Origin of the sequence: Allobosea psychrotolerans (genome assembly GCF_002917105.1) — a bacterium.
Taxonomy (GTDB): Bacteria; Pseudomonadota; Alphaproteobacteria; order Rhizobiales; family Beijerinckiaceae; genus Allobosea; species Allobosea psychrotolerans.
Map to the genome: position 1 here is coordinate 189,523 of NZ_PQFZ01000011.1, position 15,393 is coordinate 204,915.

A 15,393-nucleotide genomic window follows, 5' to 3' on the forward strand; every position below is an offset into this window, starting at 1 on the left:
GCCGAGACGAACTCAGTTCAGCTTGGCCTTGACCTCTTGCAGGCCAGTGGAGAAGGCGGCTTCGCCGGCCTTCCCGGCCATCTGCCCGCGCAGGATGGCCTCGGCAGCCCGGGTCGCGGCCTCGGCGGCGGCGGCGCGAACCTCGGCCTCCGCCTGGATCTCGGCCTGAGCGATCTTGTCCTCCGCCGATTTGGTGCGGCGGGTGACGAACTCGTTCAGCTTGGTCTCCGCTTCGGCAGCGAGGCGCTTGGCCTCGTCATTGGCCGCGGCGATGATGCTGGCGGCCTCCGCTTCGGCGGCCTTGCGCTTGGCTTCGTATTCGGCGAGCAGCTTTTCGGCTTCCTGCCGCAAGCGGCGGGCCTCGGCCAGCTCACGGGCAACCATCTCGCCGCGCGAATCGAGCGCGGCGGTGATTTTCTTGTGCACGCCGAATTTGGCGAGCAAGCCCAGGAAGATGACGAAGGCGACGCCGACCCAGAAGGTATCCATCTGATCTCTCCTCAGCCCTGCGCCAGGGCCTGATCGACCGCGTCGGACGCCTCAGCCGTGCTGGGAGCCTGACCCGTCAACTTGGTCACGATCGCGACCGCGACTTCGCTGCCGAGCCCGCGGACATTGGACATCGCCTTCGACTTGGTGCTGGCGATGGCGGCTTCCGCCTTGTCGAGCTTGGCGGTGAGTTCGGCCTCGACCGAGCGGCGACGCTCATCCGACGCCTTGGCGCCGGCATCGCGGGAAGCCTGCGCGATCGACTGCGCGTTCTTGCGGGCCTCCGTGAGGGCCTTCTCATAGGCCTGGGAGGTTTCCTCGGCCTTCGCCTGCATTTCTGCAGCCTGGTCGAGATCGCGCGAGATCGTGCTCGCCCGCTCTTCCAGGATGGCGCCGACGCGCGGCAGGGCGACCTTCGACATCAGCCAGTAGAGGGCTCCAAACGAGATCGCCAGCCAGAAGAGCTGTCCGGCGAAGGTCCTGGCGTCGAAAGGCGGGAAGGAGGCCTTGGCGCCGTGCTCTGCCGCGGCCTGGGCCGCACCGGCCGCGAGCAGGGCAGCGGAAGCCACCAGTCCTCGTCCGAAGACAGTTGCAGAACGAAGCGGCATGGCAATGCCTTTCAGCCGGAAGAGCAGTGATGCCGGCACTCCGGCGCCACGAGACGCGCCGGAGTTCGACAAGGCGACGTAAGATGCGTGCGTCAGAGCACGAACATCAGGACGAGCGCGACGACGAAGCAGAAGATGCCCAGACCTTCCGCGAGCGCCGCGCCGATGAAGGCGCGACCGAACTGGCCGTCGGCGGCCGAAGGGTTGCGCAGCGCGCCCGAGAGGAAGTTGCCGAAAATGCTGCCGACGCCGATGGCGGCGAGGCCCATTCCGAGGCAGGCGAGGCCAGCGCCGAGATACTTGGCTGCAACAGGATCCATAGTCTTTCTCCGGTGTGAAAAGCTTGAGCGGGTGGGTGAACTCTCGCGATCTCGGCTCTGGGCTCAGTGGCCCGGATGCAGAGCATCGTTGAGATAGACGCAGGTCAGGATCGCGAAGACATAGGCCTGCAGGAAAGCGACGAGGAACTCGAGCGCGGTGAGCGCGATGGCGAGCAGCAGCGGCAGCGGCGCGATGACATAGCCGAGCACGCCGGCGCCGGTGGTCAGCGCGACGACGAAGCCGCCGAAGACCTTGAGCGCGATATGGCCGGCCAGCATGTTGCCGAACAGACGCAAGGAGAGCGAGATCGGCCGCGAGACGAAGGAGACCGCCTCGATCAGCACCATGAAGGGCAGGAGCCAGCCGGGAACGCCCGACGGCACGAACAGGCCGAAGAAATGGCTGCCATGCTTGACGATGCCATAGACCAGCACGACGCCGATGACGAGGAAGGCGAAGGCGGCGGTGACGATGATGTGGCTGGTGACGGTGAAGGAGCTCGGAACCATGCCAAGCAGGTTCGCCGTCAGCACGAACATGAAGAGCGAGAAGACGAAGGGGAAGAAGCGCATGCCGTCCTTGCCCATCACGCCTGTGACGGTCGAGGCGACGAATTCATAGGCGATCTCGGCAAGCGACTGCAGCCGGCCGGGCACAACGGCGCGCTGGCTCGAGCCATAGATCATGACCAGCGAGACGACGCCCACGATCAGGACCATCAGCAGCGAGGAATTGGTGAACGACAGGTCGAGCCCGAAGGGGCGCAGGCCCACGATCGGATGGATCTCGAATTGGTGGATCGGATCGATTCCGCCGCCAGCCGCCATGTCTCAAGCCCCTCGTCGCGCAGCCAGCATGGCTGCCTCTTCGGTTATTTCTTCGCCGCGTCGTCCTGAGACCCTGAGGTCGGACGCACGCCGAGCCGATAAGCGGAACGAAAACCGGCGATGGTGCCAAGCGCCAGGAAGGCGATCAGCAGGAACGGAGACGTTCCAAGCCACCGGTCTCCGAGGAACCCGAGAAGGGCGCCTGCGATGATGCCGCCTGCGAGATCGGTTGCTGCGCGAAACCCGGAAGACATCGCGCCCGCAAGCGCCTTGTCCTTCCCAGCCGGACTTGCGCCCGGCTTTTCACTCTCCTCCGCCCGCCCGATGGCGGACTTCAAAGAGTCCAGTCTTGCGCGCAACTCCGTATCTGAGGCGCTTTTGTCAGGTTCCGACATGGCGATGATCCCTCCCTGATCGCGAAATGGCCACGATCCGGTGAAAAACCACTCTATCCCTGTCCAGACCCGCGCATCGAGCCGTCGTCAGCACGGCCTCCTTTATTGCCCGGTCCCCGCCCTGTCAAGGCAGGGCAAAGTGGCTTAAAGCATTGGAATATTTATAAATTCAGGCGAGATGCGACATTCTTGCCGCATTGCCGCGTCGATTGTGGCAATTTTTCAACCGGCCTCGCGGATGCGTTCGGCGGTCGCGAGGTCGACGGAGACCATCTGGCTGACGCCGCGCTCGGCCATGGTGACGCCGAAGAGCCGGTCCATCCGGGCCATGGTGATCGGGTTGTGGGTGATCAGGATGAAGCGCGTCTGCGTATGGCGCGCCATCTCGTCGAGCAGGTCGCAATAGCGCTCGACATTGGCGTCGTCGAGCGGCGCATCGACCTCATCGAGCACGCAGATCGGCGAGGGGTTGGTCAGGAACACGGCGAAGATCAGCGCAGTCGCGGTCAGGGCCTGCTCGCCGCCCGAGAGCAGCGTCATCACTTGCGGCTTCTTGCCGGGCGGCCGGGCGAAGATTTCCAGTCCCGCCTCCAGCGGGTCCTCGGAATCGACCAGCTTCAGCTCGGCGGTGCCGCCGCCGAACAGCACGCTGAACAGGCGCTGGAACTGCTCGTTGACGATCTCGAAGGCGGCGAGCAGACGCTCGCGCCCCTCGCGGTTCAAGGCGCCGATCGCCTGGCGCAAACGCCGGATCGCCTCGCTCAGATCGTCGCGCTCGCCCGTCATGCCCTCGCGCTTGGCCTTGATCTCGGAGAGCTCGTCCTCGGCGCGCAGATTGACGGCGCCGAGCCGCTCGCGCTCGCCCTTGAGGCCGGCGAGGCGGCTTTCGACCGCGCCTTGCGCGGGCAGGTCTTCGCCGGGCTTCAGCCCGGTCAGCCCCTGCAGTTCGGAGAGCGTCGTCTCCAGCCCGTCCTCGATCTGGCGCGCCACGTCGGAGACACGCTGGCGGGCAGCCTCGAGCCTGGCCTCCGCCGAGGCGCGCACTTCGCGCGCGCCGGCGAGCCCCTCGAGCGCGGCTCGCGCCTGGCGATCGGCCTCAGCCAGGGCGGTTTCGGCCTTGGCGAGGCTGTCGGCCGCCTCACGCCGGCCGGCCTCGGCGGTTTCGATTTCGGCGACGATTCGACGACGTTCGACCAGGAAGGTGTCGGGCGCCTCCAGCAGCGCCTTCTGCTCGGCAAAGACTGTCTCGATGCGGCGCCTGGTCTCCTCGGCCGTCTGGCTGGAGGTGGCGGCGCGCTGCTGCCAGGCCGCGACATCCTGCGCGATGGCGACGCGCCGCTTTTGGCGCAGCTCCGCCTCCCGCGCCAGGGTCTGGACCCGCGCCCGCGCATCGGAGGCTGCGACACGCCGTTCGCCCAGCTCGACGCGCGCCTTCAGCAGCACGGTTTCGAGATCGGTCGATGGCGCGAGCGCAGCATATGCCTCTTCATGGCCGACCGCCTGCGTCGTCGCTTCAGTGATGGTCTGGCCAAGGCGTTCGATCGCCTCGCTCAGCGCCGAGCGTCTGGCTGCCGTCTCGCTGGCCTCGCGCTCGGCGGCGGCGAGTTGCTCTCGCGCCTGGTCGAGGCCGCGCCGCGCCATGCGCACGGCTTCAAGCGTCACGGTTTCGGCCTGGGCGGCGGCTTTGGCTTCGTTCGTCGCCGCATCGAGTCCCTCCCGCGCGACTTCCGCCGCCTCGCGCGCGGCCTGGGCTTCGCGTTCGAGATCGCCGAGCCGGTTCTTCTCGGCGAGGCGGCGCGCCGCCGGGGAGGGCGCTTCGGCGGCGCTGGTGAAGCCGTCCCAGCGCCAGATGTCGCCTTCACGCGAGACCAGCCGCTGGCCGGGCTTGAGCTGATCGCGCAGATGCGCGCCGTCAGCGCGCGCCACGATGCCGATCTGCGCGAGCCGGCGTTTCAGCGCGGGCGGGCCGCGCACCTGCTGGCCCAGCGCCTCGACGCCGGCAGGCAAAGCCGGGTCGTCCCCGCCCGGGCCGGTGTCGCGCCAATGCGTCGGCGCGGAGGCCTCGGTGGCGGCGTCGAGATCGTCTCCCAGCGCTGCGCCGAGCGCGGTCTCATAGCCCTTGGCGACGCTGATCGCCTCGATGATCGCCGGCCAGAGATCGCCGCTCGCCGGCGCGAGCAGCTTCTGCAAGGTCTTGATCTCGGTCTCCAGCCGCTGCGCCTTGCGGTCGGCCTCAGCCAGCGGCGCGCGCAATTGCGTCTCGCGCTCGCGGGCGGCCCCAAGCGCGCCGCGTGCGGCATTGGCTCGGGCGTCGGCCTCGCCCATCGCAGTCTCGCCGGTCGTGACCGCATCCCGCAGCGCCGCCAGCGGCGTCGAGGCGGTTGCGGCGTCGAGCGCAGCCTGGTCGCGCAAGAGCCGGTCGCGCTCGCCCGAGGCCCTGGTGACCCGCTCGCGTGCCTCGCGCAAGGCGCGTTCGAGCGCGCCGCGCCGCGCTCCGAGATCGGAGAGGCGCGCCTGCGCGGCGGCGTGCTCCGTCTCGGCTGCGGCAAGGGCGGCTTCCGTCTCGGAGAGGCTGGCCGTTGCCGCCTCGGCGCTGGCTGCGGCGCCGGCGCTCTCGCGCGCCAGTTCGTCATCCTCTTCCGCCAGCCGCGACAGGCTCCCGCTCGCATCGCGCGCGACGCTCTCCTGCCGGGCGAGATCGCCCTGAAGCTCGCTCAATCGCCGGCCGAGCTCCTCGCCGCGCTGCCTGGCGCGGCGGTTGGCGGCTTCGATCTCGTCGAGGCCGCGCTTGAGCCGCACCAGCGTCGCGGCAGCCGCGGCCTCTGCTTCGCGCAGAGCAGGCAAGGCATGCGCCGCAACGGCCTGCATCCGCGCCGCTTCCGCCTGGATGCCGGTCTGCTCGGCGACGCCGCGCATGGCGGCCTCCAGCGCGCGCTCGCCCTGGGCCTCCTGCAGGCGCGCCTCGTGATGGGCGATCAGCGCCAGCACGGCTTCCGCCCGGCGGATATCGGCGGCCAGGCTGCGATAGCGCCCGGCCTGCCGCGCCTGGCGCTGCAGCGCCTCGATCTGCCCGTCGATCTCGCCGAGCACATCCTCGAGCCGCGTCAGATTTTCTTCCGCCCCGCGCAGGCGCAGTTCGGCCTCGTGGCGGCGGCTGTGCAGGCCGGCGATGCCGGCGGCGTCCTCGAGGATGCGCCGGCGCGATTGCGGCTTGGCCGAGATGATCTCGCTGATCTGCCCCTGCCGCACCAGGGCTGGCGAGCGTGCGCCCGTCGCGGCGTCGGCGAACAGGAGCTGCACATCCTTCGCGCGCACCTCCTTGCCGTTGACGCGATAGGTCGAGCCTTCCTCGCGCTCGATCCGGCGGGTGACTTCGAGGACATCGGTCTCGTTGAAGGCGGCGGGCGCCTTGCGATCGGCATTGTCGAGGGTGAGCGCGACTTCGGCCATGTTGCGGCCGGGGCGCTCATTCGAGCCGCCGAAGATGACATCGTCCATCCCCGAGCCGCGCATGTTCTTGAACGAGCTTTCGCCCATTACCCAGCGCAGGGCTTCGACGAGATTGGACTTGCCGCAGCCATTGGGGCCGACGATGCCGGTCAGCCCTGGCTCGATCAGGAACTCCGTCGGCTCGACGAAGGTCTTGAAGCCGGTGAGCTTGAGGCGCGTCAGCTGCATGAGCGCGCGCCCCGTTCCACATCTGAGGCCGTCATCCTGGACAAGCCGCGAAGCGGCGCCGATCCGGGATCCATCATAGGGTTCGTCGGCGGCCTATGATGGATCCCGGATCTCCGCTTCGCTGCGTCCGGGATGACGAGGAGGTTGTGAGAAAGTGGCCGAGCGTCCTCAGCCCGCCAGCAGCGGCTCGAGGATCTTGTCGAATTCGGCGATCGAGAGCGCACCTGAACGCTTCTGCCCGTTGATGAAGAAGGTCGGCGTCGCATCGACGCCAGCCTTGGCCCCACGATCCTTCACTTGCGTGACGGCGTCATAGATATCTTGCCTTTTCAAGCAGGCTTCAAACGAATCCTGTGTGAAACCGGCCTGTTTGACCATGCTCGACAGTGCATCGACCGGCTTGTCGGTGAAAGCCCAGGCCTTTTGCTGGCTGAACAGCATGTCGGTCATCGGGTAGTATTTGTCGTTGCCGTTGCAGCGGGCAAGCATGAAGCCCGCGGTTGCCAGCGGATCGAGCGGGAATTCGCGCAGCGTGAAGCGGATTTTGCCCGTGTCGATGTACTTCGCCTTCAGCGCCGGCCAGGTCTCCTGATGGAAGGCGGCGCAGTGGCTGCAGGTCATCGAGGCGTATTCGATCACCGTCACCTTGGCGTCGGCCGGGCCGAGCCAGACATCGCCGAGCGGGCCGGCCGTGGTCAGATCGGTCTGCGCCTGGGCACTGCGCGCGCCCAGCATCGCGGCGGCTGCGAGGCCGGCGCTGCCGGTCAGAAGCTGTCGCCTGTTCGTCATAATGCAGTGTCCTTGAGAGCGAAATCGGTTGCCGGACCATAGAGGCCATCACGATTGTGGCAAGATCGGTTCGGCGCGATCTTGCCGGCATTCACGAAGCTGTGTCGGGCCGGCCATGGCGGGCACCCGCGCCGACGGAACGGCCGAGCCGCTCCAGCGCTGCCCGCAATTCCGGGTCAGTGATGCCGGAGACCTGCTGCGCCACGCGTGCGACCGTCGCCGGGTCTGGCGCTGGCGGTGGCTGCCTGGTCACCGGCGCCTCGACCGGGCCCTGTTTCAGAACGAGCTTGCCGACGGCGCGCCAGCCGAGATGGGTGTTGACCCGCTCCAGCACGAGCGGCGCGAGCTGCTGCATCTCCAGCGCGAAGGCGCCCTCGACCCGCACCACCATCGTTGCGGGATCGGAGGTCTCGCCCGGCGCGGGCCGGCGGCGCGGCCAGTCGATCTTGAGCGGCCGCGATCGGGCGGCCAGCCGCTCGCCGACGATCTCGGACCAGAGCGAGACGATGGCGCGGCCGGCAAAGCCCTGCGCGGCGAGCGCCGGCGCAAGGCAGTCATCGATCAGGTCGGCGAGGGGTTTGGCAGCCATGCGCTATTGTGCAGGGGCGGCGTGGTGACACACAAGTCCCCTGTGACAACGACGTGAGCGATCATCTAAGGTTGCAGGGCGGCTGCGGGGGATTTGGGATGCGTATGGTGTCTGTGCTGGCGGCGTTCTGCGCCGTGACGATTCAGGCTGCCTCCGCGGTCGAGATCTCGCAAAAGGGCGCGATGGCGACCCTGAGCGGGCCAATCAACAATGGCGATGAGTTTCTGCTGCGCGATTTCCTGACCAGCCCACAAGGCGGGCAGGTCAAATTCATCCATCTCAACAGTCAGGGCGGGCGCGTTCTCGCCGCGCGTGAAATGGCCCGGCACATTCGCAGGGCCGGGCTGGTCACCGTCGTGGATGCGTCGCGCGCGCTCTGCAACAGCGCGTGCACGGCCCTGTTTACCGCGGGTGTCAGACGGCACTATCTCAACGCGACCTTCGCCGATGGCGCGGGCGGGCGCGGAGGTCTCGGCTTCCACGAAGGCAATAGTCTTCAGGCTTCCGGTGCGCGGGGGTATTCGGGCGGTGCAGTGGCCGAGATGAACAACATCTATTACGAAATGGGCGTGCCCGGTGCGGCATCCCTGACAACCAAGGCGGCCTTCGACAGACTGTACCGGATCTCGGGGCAGACTGCGCTTTCATTGGGAATCGCCTCATCGCTCTCGCCTCCGTAATGCCTGCGCCGAACGCCGCCGATCTCCTCGTCTGGTATGACCGCCATCGCCGCAGCCTGCCCTGGCGGGCGCTGCCGGGCGAAAGGCCCGACCCCTACCGTGTCTGGGCCTCCGAGATCATGCTGCAGCAGACCACGATTGCGGCGGTAAAGCCCTATTTCGAGCGCTTCATGGCGCGCTTCCCGACGGTGGAGGCGCTGGCAGTCGCACCCTCCGAGGAAGTCATGCAGGCCTGGGCCGGGCTCGGCTACTACTCGCGCGCCCGCAATCTGCATGCCTGCGCCAAGGCCGTGGCTGAGAGCCATGGCGGCCGCTTTCCCGACACCGAGGAGGGCTTGCGCGCCCTGCCGGGCATCGGCGCCTATACGGCGGGCGCGGTGGCCGCGATCGCCTTCGACAGGGCCGCAGCGGCCGTCGACGGCAATGTCGAGCGCGTCATGACCCGGCTCTTTGCCATCGAGGAGGCCTTGCCTGGCGCCAAGCCCCTGATTCGCGAGCAGGTGCTGGCATTGTTGCCGGCAGCGCGGCCGGGCGATTTCGCGCAAGCGCTGATGGATCTGGGCGCGACGATCTGCACGCCGCGCAATCCGGCCTGCGGCATCTGCCCCTGGCGCGAGCCCTGCCGGGCGCGAACTGCCGGAACCCAGGAGAGCTATCCGCGCAAGGCGGCGAAGAAGGCGGGCGTCACCCGCTATGGCGCAGCCTTCGTGCTGCTGCGCGAGGACGGCGCACTCCTGGTTCGCACGCGCCCGAACAAGGGGCTGCTCGGCGGCATGGCGGAAGTTCCGACCAGCGACTGGCGCGCCGATTACGAACTGGACGGCGCCGCGCAGGACGCGCCAATCGCGACGCGTTGGCGCAAGCTGGGTCTGCCGGTGCGCCATGTCTTTACGCATTTCCCGCTGGAATTGACGGTGCTGGTGGCGAGGGCACCGCTCACGGCGCAAGCCCCGCAAGGCATGCGCTTCACGCCGCATGGCAAGCTGCGCGAGGAGCCGTTCCCGAGCCTGATGCTGAAAGTGGTCGAGGCCGGGCTGGCGGCGCTCAAGCACCCGGGTGTCGATGCCTGAGTACGCCATTGACGTAGTCCGCCAGTGGCGTATATTTCGGTGATGCGCGGTCTCCTGTCCGTCGTCGAAACGCCAAGCTATCTGGCGCGGGCCGAGCGTCTGATGACGCCGGAGGAGCGAACTGCCGTCGTCGATGCTATTGCCGCTGACCCGAGGGTGGGGGTCGTCATTCAAGGGACGGGCGGTTTGCGCAAAGCGCGCATTCCCTTGGCCGGGCGAGGCAAGCGCGGTGGCGGCCGTGTGATCTACTGGTTTCACTCGGCTGGATTTCCGGCCGTGCTTCTCTGGGTTTTCGCGAAGAACGAAGCCGACGATCTGACATCCGCTCAGCGGCAGGCTCTGGCCGACGTGACGCGCGATCTTTTGGTAGATTTTAGGAGGCCGAGATGAAGGACGCGGATTTCGATGGTTTGATGCGCAGCCTCGGCGAGGCGCGCGCTCATGCCAGGGGCGAGGAAGTGCCGGGCCTGCGGGTGCGTGTGCCAGCAATAGTCGATGTCGCGGCGGTTCGCGCTCGGACGCAGTTGTCTCAGGTCGCCTTTGCCCGGCGGATCGGGGTTTCGCCGGGCACGCTGCGCAACTGGGAGCAGAAGCGGCGCGCCCCCGAGGGGCCGGCGCGCGTACTGCTGGCGATGATCGCGCGCAATCCGCGTGTGGTCGAAGAGACGCTTGAGGCCAGCTAGCGGCTCTAAGCCGCCGCCATCTGCGCCCTGATCTCGCCGCGCAGGACGTCGAGCAGCATCAGCCCGGCGGGCCGCTCGACATGCCAGAAGGTCCAGCCATTGCAGCTCGGCAGGCCCTGGGCGAGCGCTCCGACCTTGTGGATCGAGCCGACCGCCGGACCCAGCATCAGCGTGCCGTCGGCGCGGATCGTCGCCTTGTGGCGGCGCTTTTCGTCCGTGACGCTCTCGCCGGCCTTCACCAGCCCGGCCTCGACCAGGCTGAGGAAGGGCACGCGCGGCTCGCTGCGCTTGGAAGGCGCGGTCGAATAGGCTTCCGGCGGCAGCGGCTCGATGGCGGCGATGCGCTTGCGGGCGGCCGCGGCATAGACCGGATCGCGCTCCAGCCCGATGAAGCGCCGGCCGAGCGCCTTGGCGACGGCGCCGGTCGTGCCGGTGCCGAAGAAGGGATCGAGGATGACGTCGCCGGGATTGCTGGCCGAGAGCATGACGCGGGCGAGCAGGGCCTCGGGCTTCTGCGTCGGGTGGACTTTCGCCCCTGCCTCGTCCTTCAGGCGTTCCTCGCCGGTGCAGAGCGGCAGATACCAATCGGAGCGCATCTGCAGGTCGTCATTGCCGCCTTTGAGCGCCTCGTAGTGGAAGGTGTATTTCGACGAGGCGCCGCGCGCCGCCCAGATCAGCGTCTCATGCGCATTGGTGAAGCGCCGGCCGCGAAAATTCGGCATCGGGTTGGCCTTGCGCCAGACGATGTCGTTCAGCATCCAGAAGCCGAGATCCTGCAGGATCGCGCCGACGCGGAAAATGTTGTGATAGGAGCCGATCACCCAGAGCGCGCCGTCGGGCTTCAGCACGCGGCGGCAGGCGGCAAGCCAGGCGCGAGTGAAGGCGTCGTAATCGGCGAAGGACGAGAACTTGTCCCAATCGTCGTCGACTGCGTCGACGAGGCTGTCGTCGGGTCGGCGCAGATCGCCGCCGAGCTGCAGATTATAGGGCGGGTCGGCAAAGACGAGGTCGACGCTCGCCGGCGGCAGGCGCTCGAGCGCGGCGACGCAGTCGCCGACAAGCACCTGATCGAGAGGGAGTTCCAGAGGAAGGCCGGCCGCCTCGAGCCGTGGAGCCTTGATCGGTGACTGCAGCGCGGGCCGTCCGGTACGCGGAACTTGAATCCGGACGGCGGCGCTGGTGGTCCCGGTACGCAAAATACCCATGACGCCCCAAGACCGTTACGCAACTTGAACAGTCGCGATATTGCTCGGACAGGGTAAAAGCCGGGTTTCTGCGATGAAAAAAATGCGTCTCGTTTTGGGGCTGCAGCTTTTGCCTAGTCCCTTGATCCCGCTGCCGAATTCCTAACCGAGAGTTAACGGCGCGCGCGTTCGCGCAAAGCTTCGGCCGGTTCGCTTCAACGCTGCCAGACGCCCTTCACCGGCGCGAAGCTGTAGCGATGCTCGGGGCAGGGGCCGTGCTCCTGGATCGCCGCGCGGTGGACCGCCGTGCCATAGCCGACATGCCCGGCGAAGCCATAGGCCGGGTAGAGCTGCGCCAGCCGCGCCATCATTCTGTCGCGCGTCACCTTGGCGATGATCGAGGCGGCCGCGATCGAGGCGACGAGCGCGTCGCCCTTGACGATCGCCTCGCAGGGGCAGGGCAGGGGCGGCGGGTCGTTGCCGTCGACCAGGACCTTGAGCGGCGCAAGCGGCAGGGCGGCGACGGCGCGCTTCATCGCCAGCAGCGTCGCCTGCCGGATGTTGATGGCGTCGATCTCGGCTGCGGTCACGCTGGCAATGCCGATCGCCAGCGCCGTCCCAGCGATTGTGTCGAACAGCGCCTCGCGGCGCGCAGCGCTGAGCAGCTTCGAATCGGCGAGCCCGGCAGGAACCTTCCCGGGGTCGAGGATCACTGCCGCCGCGACGACTGGTCCGGCCAATGGTCCGCGCCCGACCTCGTCGATCCCGGCCAATGGCCAGAACCCGGTTGCGATGGCTTGCGTCTCACGGCTGAAATCGGCGCTCATGCCGCGTCTTATGGCGAAGTCGGTTCGCCGAGGCCAGATGGGCCTATGAACCATCCCCGCTCAGAACAGGCTCAGCTGCGCCTTTTCCTTCTCGGGCTTCAGGAACAGGTCGTTGCGCAGCCGCAGGCGTGTCGTGTTGAAGCCGAGCCGCTCGGCCGCCATCTCGAAGCGCCGCCCGATCATCCAGGCATAAGGCCCCGAGCCGACCTGGCGCTGGCCCCAGGCCGCGTCGTAATCCTTGCCGCCGCGCGTCGAGCGGATCAGCGAGACGACGTGGCGCAATTTATCGGGGTGGTGGGTCAGCAGCCAGTCCTGCACCAGATCCTTCACCTCCAGCGGCAGCCGCAGCAGCACATAGCCCGCCTCGCGCGCGCCGGCGGCCTTGGCGGCGTCGAGGATGCGCTCGATCTCATGCTCGTTGATCGCCGGGATGATCGGCGCGACCAGCACGGTGACCGGGATGCCAGCCTCCGACAAAGCCCTGATCGTCTCCAGGCGTTTGGCCGGGGAGGCGGCGCGCGGCTCCATGGTACGGGCGATCTTGGGATCGAGCGTGGTCAGAGAGATCGCGACCTTGGCGAGCCCTTTCGCCGCCATCGGCGCCAATATGTCGATGTCGCGCTGGACCAGCGCCGATTTCGTCACGATCCCGACCGGGTGGTTGAATGTCGCCAGCACCTCCAGGATCGAGCGCATGATCCGCAGCTTCTTCTCGATCGGCTGATAGGCGTCGGTATTGGTGCCGATCGCGATGGTGCGCGGCTGGTAGGAGGGCGCGCTGAGCTCCTTCTCCAGCAGGATCGCCGCATCGGGCTTGGCCGTCAGCTTGCTCTCGAAGTCCAGCCCCGGCGACAGGCCGAGATAGGCGTGGCTCGGCCTCGCGAAGCAATAGACGCAGCCATGCTCGCAGCCGCGATAGGGGTTGATCGAGCGGTCGAACGAAATATCAGGCGAGTCGTTCCTGGTGATGATCGTGCGCGGCTTCTCGATCGAGACCTCGGTCTTGAAGGCCGGCAATTCGCCGAGCGTGCCCCAGCCGTCATCCTCGAGGACGCGTTGCTCGGCCTCGAAGCGCCCGCCCGGGTTGATCGTGGCGCCGCGTCCGCGCCGGCGTTCCGGGTCGATCCGGTGCCCGGCATAGGCCATCGGGTCGAGCGGCGCGACGCGCGCGGAAACCGAGGCCGGCTCGCTGTCATGCCGCTTGAGCGGCTGGGCCGGAATCGGCCGCGAAGAGGGTCTCGCAGAGGGCGTGGCAGAGGGCGTGGCCTGGCGCATGACGCTGAACCGTCCTGGAAACCGCCGGGAATCGGCGCGTTTCTATGGTCCCAATGTGAACATATAGGGAACAAATTGCAAGTGACAGGATTGCGACATGTTGCGCTGCGTCATATGGATTTGCGCATGCTCACAGCCGTGATCCGGGCCGACGGCCCCCCAAGCCTGCTCGCCGCGACCTTCGCGGTCCTCATTCCCGCTGTCGCCGATGGATTCCTGGGCCATGCCGTCGTGGTCGATGCGCGGGGCGATCGCGAGGTCGAGCGATTGGCCGACGCCACCGGCGCGAGCTATCTGCGCTCGGGCGCCGCGGAGGGCTGGCATCTCGGCGCGGCGCAGGCGCGCGGCGACTGGCTGGTCCTGCTCGATGCCGGCGATGTGCCGCAGTCGCATTGGGCCCAGGTCGTCGACCGGCATCTCATGCTAGCGCCCGACAGCCCGGCCCTGATTCCCTTGCGCGGCGTTGCCGGTTCGCTGCGCGAGCGCGCGGCGATTTCCTTCGGCGCCAGGCGCCTGCGCGCCGGCCTCGTCGTGCCCAAGGGGCTCGTTCTCGCGGGCAGGCTGGGAGGCGCGCCGCGCCGCCTGCCGGTCCGCCGCGAACGGGCGAGCGGCTGACGGGCAGGGAAGAAGCAGCCATCCCAAAGTTCCCGAAGGGCTTTTAACTTCGGCACTAGAGTATTTTCGAGCGAAATGGACACCGGTCCGCGTGAAGAAAATTCGATAAAACAAGGAAATGCTCTAGGTAGCAAAGGCCACAGAGCGGCCGGGAAGTCCTGAATCCGGGAGGTTTCAGGTTCCTTGATGTGGCCAGGAATTTCGATGGCGCGTGGACGCCGTCGGCAGCCTCCCTAGGACCGTCAGCCCACTCTGTTCGCAGACGCTACGAAGGTCGCAAGAGGTGGGAAGCGGAAGTCGCAATCGACGTTACGGACAACATCAGGAGACTTCTCCTGAGCGCCGGAGCGCCAGTCCAACGCCACTCAACGTAAGCGCGATGGCAATGAGCTCCCGTCCGCCCAAGCTGTCTCCGAGCAATGGGATGGCTGAAAGGACCCCGACGACCGGGACGAGCAGCATGCCGGTCGCGGCGACTGATGCGGGCAGACGCCTGAGTGCCCCAAACCAGGTCAGGTAGCACAGAGCCATCGGACCCGCCGCCATATAGGCGAGGCCAAGGAGACCTGGGAGCGAAAGCGCGAAGACGCGCGGCTGTTCCAAGAACAGGCTCAGTATCACCATTGGCAGACAGCCCAGGGCCACTTGCCATGCCGTCAGCGCTGTAGGGGGCATGGGAATGGGCGTGCGGGCGGTGATCGTGCCGATGGCGAAGAGGATCGCGGCGGCGAGCGCAAACAGGATTCCCGGTAACTTGACGCCGGCGAGATCCGGACCGCCCATCAGCACCGCGATCCCGGCGATACCCAGCGCCAGCGCCAGGAGGCTACGGCTGTTCGGTCGCTCGCCGTGCAGCGGCCATGCGATCAGCATTGCCCATATCGGCATGGAATAGGCGATGAGCGCTCCTTCCGAAACCTTGAGCCAATTCAGTGACAGGGCGGTGAAGCCCATCCAGGCGAAGACGTTGATTCCAGCAGCCATGGCAAGGCGCAGGCGGGCTTCGCGAGGCACTGCGAAATGCTCGCCACGGAGCACGGCGACGGCAGCCAGGCCGATCGCGCCCAACAGTCCGGCGCTTCCGCGCGCGAACAAGGGAGGCCAGTCCTGAAGGACGAATTTGAGGACGGACCAGTTCAGCCCCCAGCCGACCGCCGTGACCATGAGAAGAATCCGACCCGACCGCTGATGGGCAGTCTCGATTGACGCTGCTGCTTCGCTGCGCATCGTTGAGGCCTGACGCTCAGGCGTGGCCTGCTTTCAGCGCCTGGTCGAGGTCGGCGTAGAGGTCCTCGACATCCTCGATGCCGGTCGAGAGTCTGAGCAGATCGGTGGGGCAGGGCGAGCCCGTGCCCTCGATCGA

General features: G+C 67.4%; 18 protein-coding genes. 5 read left to right on the top strand and 13 right to left on the bottom strand.

Translation table 11 applies throughout. From position 1 onward, the window contains the following. Window positions 1-12: 12 nt before the first annotated feature. The 8 genes from CYD53_RS18935 to CYD53_RS18970 form a co-directional block, all read right to left on the bottom strand. The gene (locus tag CYD53_RS18935) at window positions 13-489 is read right to left on the bottom strand and encodes a F0F1 ATP synthase subunit B family protein (protein WP_103719628.1); all 477 of its coding nucleotides are present in this window, start codon (window positions 487-489) and stop codon (window positions 13-15) included. An 11-nt stretch (window positions 490-500) separates the two neighbouring features. After that, complete coding sequence (locus CYD53_RS18940; RefSeq protein WP_245928323.1) at window positions 501-1,058, bottom strand: F0F1 ATP synthase subunit B family protein; 558 nt, start codon at window positions 1,056-1,058, stop codon at window positions 501-503. Window positions 1,059-1,189: 131 nt separating this feature from the next. Then, the gene (locus CYD53_RS18945) at window positions 1,190-1,417 is read right to left on the bottom strand and encodes a F0F1 ATP synthase subunit C (protein WP_056707584.1); all 228 of its coding nucleotides are present in this window, start codon (window positions 1,415-1,417) and stop codon (window positions 1,190-1,192) included. A 63-nt stretch (window positions 1,418-1,480) separates the two neighbouring features. Beyond that, window positions 1,481-2,245, bottom strand: coding sequence for a F0F1 ATP synthase subunit A (locus CYD53_RS18950; protein WP_103719630.1), 765 nt, complete (start codon window positions 2,243-2,245; stop codon window positions 1,481-1,483). Between the two features lie 44 nt (window positions 2,246-2,289). Continuing rightward, on the bottom strand, window positions 2,290-2,640 hold the full coding sequence (locus tag CYD53_RS18955; protein ID WP_092169535.1) for an AtpZ/AtpI family protein: 351 nt from the start codon (window positions 2,638-2,640) through the stop codon (window positions 2,290-2,292). A gap of 222 nt (window positions 2,641-2,862) precedes the next feature. Continuing rightward, the gene (locus CYD53_RS18960) at window positions 2,863-6,318 is read right to left on the bottom strand and encodes a chromosome segregation SMC family protein (RefSeq protein ID WP_103719631.1); all 3,456 of its coding nucleotides are present in this window, start codon (window positions 6,316-6,318) and stop codon (window positions 2,863-2,865) included. Window positions 6,319-6,486: 168 nt separating this feature from the next. Beyond that, on the bottom strand, window positions 6,487-7,110 hold the full coding sequence (locus tag CYD53_RS18965; protein ID WP_103719632.1) for a DsbA family protein: 624 nt from the start codon (window positions 7,108-7,110) through the stop codon (window positions 6,487-6,489). Between the two features lie 88 nt (window positions 7,111-7,198). After that, on the bottom strand, window positions 7,199-7,696 hold the full coding sequence (locus tag CYD53_RS18970) for a DUF721 domain-containing protein (RefSeq protein ID WP_103719633.1): 498 nt from the start codon (window positions 7,694-7,696) through the stop codon (window positions 7,199-7,201). A 107-nt stretch (window positions 7,697-7,803) separates the two neighbouring features. On the opposite strand from CYD53_RS18970, the gene CYD53_RS18975 reads away from it, so the two are divergent. Genes CYD53_RS18975 through CYD53_RS18990 form a run of 4 tightly spaced genes read left to right on the top strand, consistent with a single transcriptional unit; the run spans window position 7,804 to window position 10,129 of the window. Continuing rightward, window positions 7,804-8,376, top strand: coding sequence for a hypothetical protein (locus CYD53_RS18975; protein WP_146055952.1), 573 nt, complete (start codon window positions 7,804-7,806; stop codon window positions 8,374-8,376). After that, window positions 8,376-9,446 (top strand): A/G-specific adenine glycosylase, encoded by a 1,071-nt coding sequence (mutY, locus tag CYD53_RS18980; RefSeq protein ID WP_103719635.1) that lies wholly within the window; start codon window positions 8,376-8,378, stop codon window positions 9,444-9,446. Before CYD53_RS18975 ends, mutY begins: the two co-directional genes overlap by 1 nt. Before the next feature lie 24 nt (window positions 9,447-9,470). Next, window positions 9,471-9,836 (top strand): type II toxin-antitoxin system RelE/ParE family toxin, encoded by a 366-nt coding sequence (locus CYD53_RS18985; RefSeq protein WP_245928324.1) that lies wholly within the window; start codon window positions 9,471-9,473, stop codon window positions 9,834-9,836. Continuing rightward, on the top strand, window positions 9,833-10,129 hold the full coding sequence (locus CYD53_RS18990; protein WP_103719636.1) for a helix-turn-helix domain-containing protein: 297 nt from the start codon (window positions 9,833-9,835) through the stop codon (window positions 10,127-10,129). Before CYD53_RS18985 ends, CYD53_RS18990 begins: the two co-directional genes overlap by 4 nt. Before the next feature lie 5 nt (window positions 10,130-10,134). Here CYD53_RS18990 and CYD53_RS18995 read toward each other — a convergent pair whose 3' ends face one another. From CYD53_RS18995 to CYD53_RS19005, 3 genes are all read right to left on the bottom strand, one after another. Further along, a complete protein-coding gene (locus CYD53_RS18995) occupies window positions 10,135-11,334 on the bottom strand; it encodes a site-specific DNA-methyltransferase (RefSeq protein WP_103719637.1) in 1,200 nt (399 codons plus the stop codon). A 194-nt stretch (window positions 11,335-11,528) separates the two neighbouring features. Then, window positions 11,529-12,140: a ribonuclease HII gene (rnhB, locus tag CYD53_RS19000; protein WP_103719638.1), complete on the bottom strand. Its 612-nt coding sequence runs from the start codon at window positions 12,138-12,140 to the stop codon at window positions 11,529-11,531. Between the two features lie 60 nt (window positions 12,141-12,200). Further along, window positions 12,201-13,286: a PA0069 family radical SAM protein gene (locus CYD53_RS19005; protein ID WP_103719666.1), complete on the bottom strand. Its 1,086-nt coding sequence runs from the start codon at window positions 13,284-13,286 to the stop codon at window positions 12,201-12,203. Between the two features lie 255 nt (window positions 13,287-13,541). Here CYD53_RS19005 and CYD53_RS19010 point away from each other — a divergent pair, with 255 nt between their 5' ends. Then, window positions 13,542-14,030, top strand: coding sequence for a glycosyltransferase family A protein (locus CYD53_RS19010; protein WP_146055953.1), 489 nt, complete (start codon window positions 13,542-13,544; stop codon window positions 14,028-14,030). A gap of 321 nt (window positions 14,031-14,351) precedes the next feature. Here the strand turns inward: CYD53_RS19010 and CYD53_RS19015 are convergent, their stop codons facing one another. Beyond that, the gene (locus CYD53_RS19015) at window positions 14,352-15,257 is read right to left on the bottom strand and encodes a DMT family transporter (protein WP_103719640.1); all 906 of its coding nucleotides are present in this window, start codon (window positions 15,255-15,257) and stop codon (window positions 14,352-14,354) included. Window positions 15,258-15,273: 16 nt separating this feature from the next. After that, the coding region (locus tag CYD53_RS29980) for a PLP-dependent transferase (RefSeq protein WP_146055954.1) at window positions 15,274-15,393 on the bottom strand (120 nt) is incomplete at its 5' end.

Coding starts and splice junctions, on each gene's coding strand:
- CYD53_RS18955 (WP_092169535.1), bottom strand. CDS start 2,640: ATGTCGGAACCTGACAAAAGCGCCTCAGATACGGAGTTGCGCGCAAGA.
- CYD53_RS18990 (WP_103719636.1), top strand. CDS start 9,833: ATGAAGGACGCGGATTTCGATGGTTTGATGCGCAGCCTCGGCGAGGCG.
- CYD53_RS19010 (WP_146055953.1), top strand. CDS start 13,542: ATGCTCACAGCCGTGATCCGGGCCGACGGCCCCCCAAGCCTGCTCGCC.
- rnhB (WP_103719638.1), bottom strand. CDS start 12,140: ATGAGCGCCGATTTCAGCCGTGAGACGCAAGCCATCGCAACCGGGTTC.
- mutY (WP_103719635.1), top strand. CDS start 8,376: ATGCCTGCGCCGAACGCCGCCGATCTCCTCGTCTGGTATGACCGCCAT.
- CYD53_RS18960 (WP_103719631.1), bottom strand. CDS start 6,318: ATGCAGCTGACGCGCCTCAAGCTCACCGGCTTCAAGACCTTCGTCGAG.
- CYD53_RS18995 (WP_103719637.1), bottom strand. CDS start 11,334: ATGGGTATTTTGCGTACCGGGACCACCAGCGCCGCCGTCCGGATTCAA.
- CYD53_RS19005 (WP_103719666.1), bottom strand. CDS start 13,286: ATGGCCTATGCCGGGCACCGGATCGACCCGGAACGCCGGCGCGGACGC.
- CYD53_RS18970 (WP_103719633.1), bottom strand. CDS start 7,696: ATGGCTGCCAAACCCCTCGCCGACCTGATCGATGACTGCCTTGCGCCG.
- CYD53_RS18950 (WP_103719630.1), bottom strand. CDS start 2,245: ATGGCGGCTGGCGGCGGAATCGATCCGATCCACCAATTCGAGATCCAT.
- CYD53_RS19015 (WP_103719640.1), bottom strand. CDS start 15,257: ATGCGCAGCGAAGCAGCAGCGTCAATCGAGACTGCCCATCAGCGGTCG.
- CYD53_RS18935 (WP_103719628.1), bottom strand. CDS start 489: ATGGATACCTTCTGGGTCGGCGTCGCCTTCGTCATCTTCCTGGGCTTG.
- CYD53_RS18945 (WP_056707584.1), bottom strand. CDS start 1,417: ATGGATCCTGTTGCAGCCAAGTATCTCGGCGCTGGCCTCGCCTGCCTC.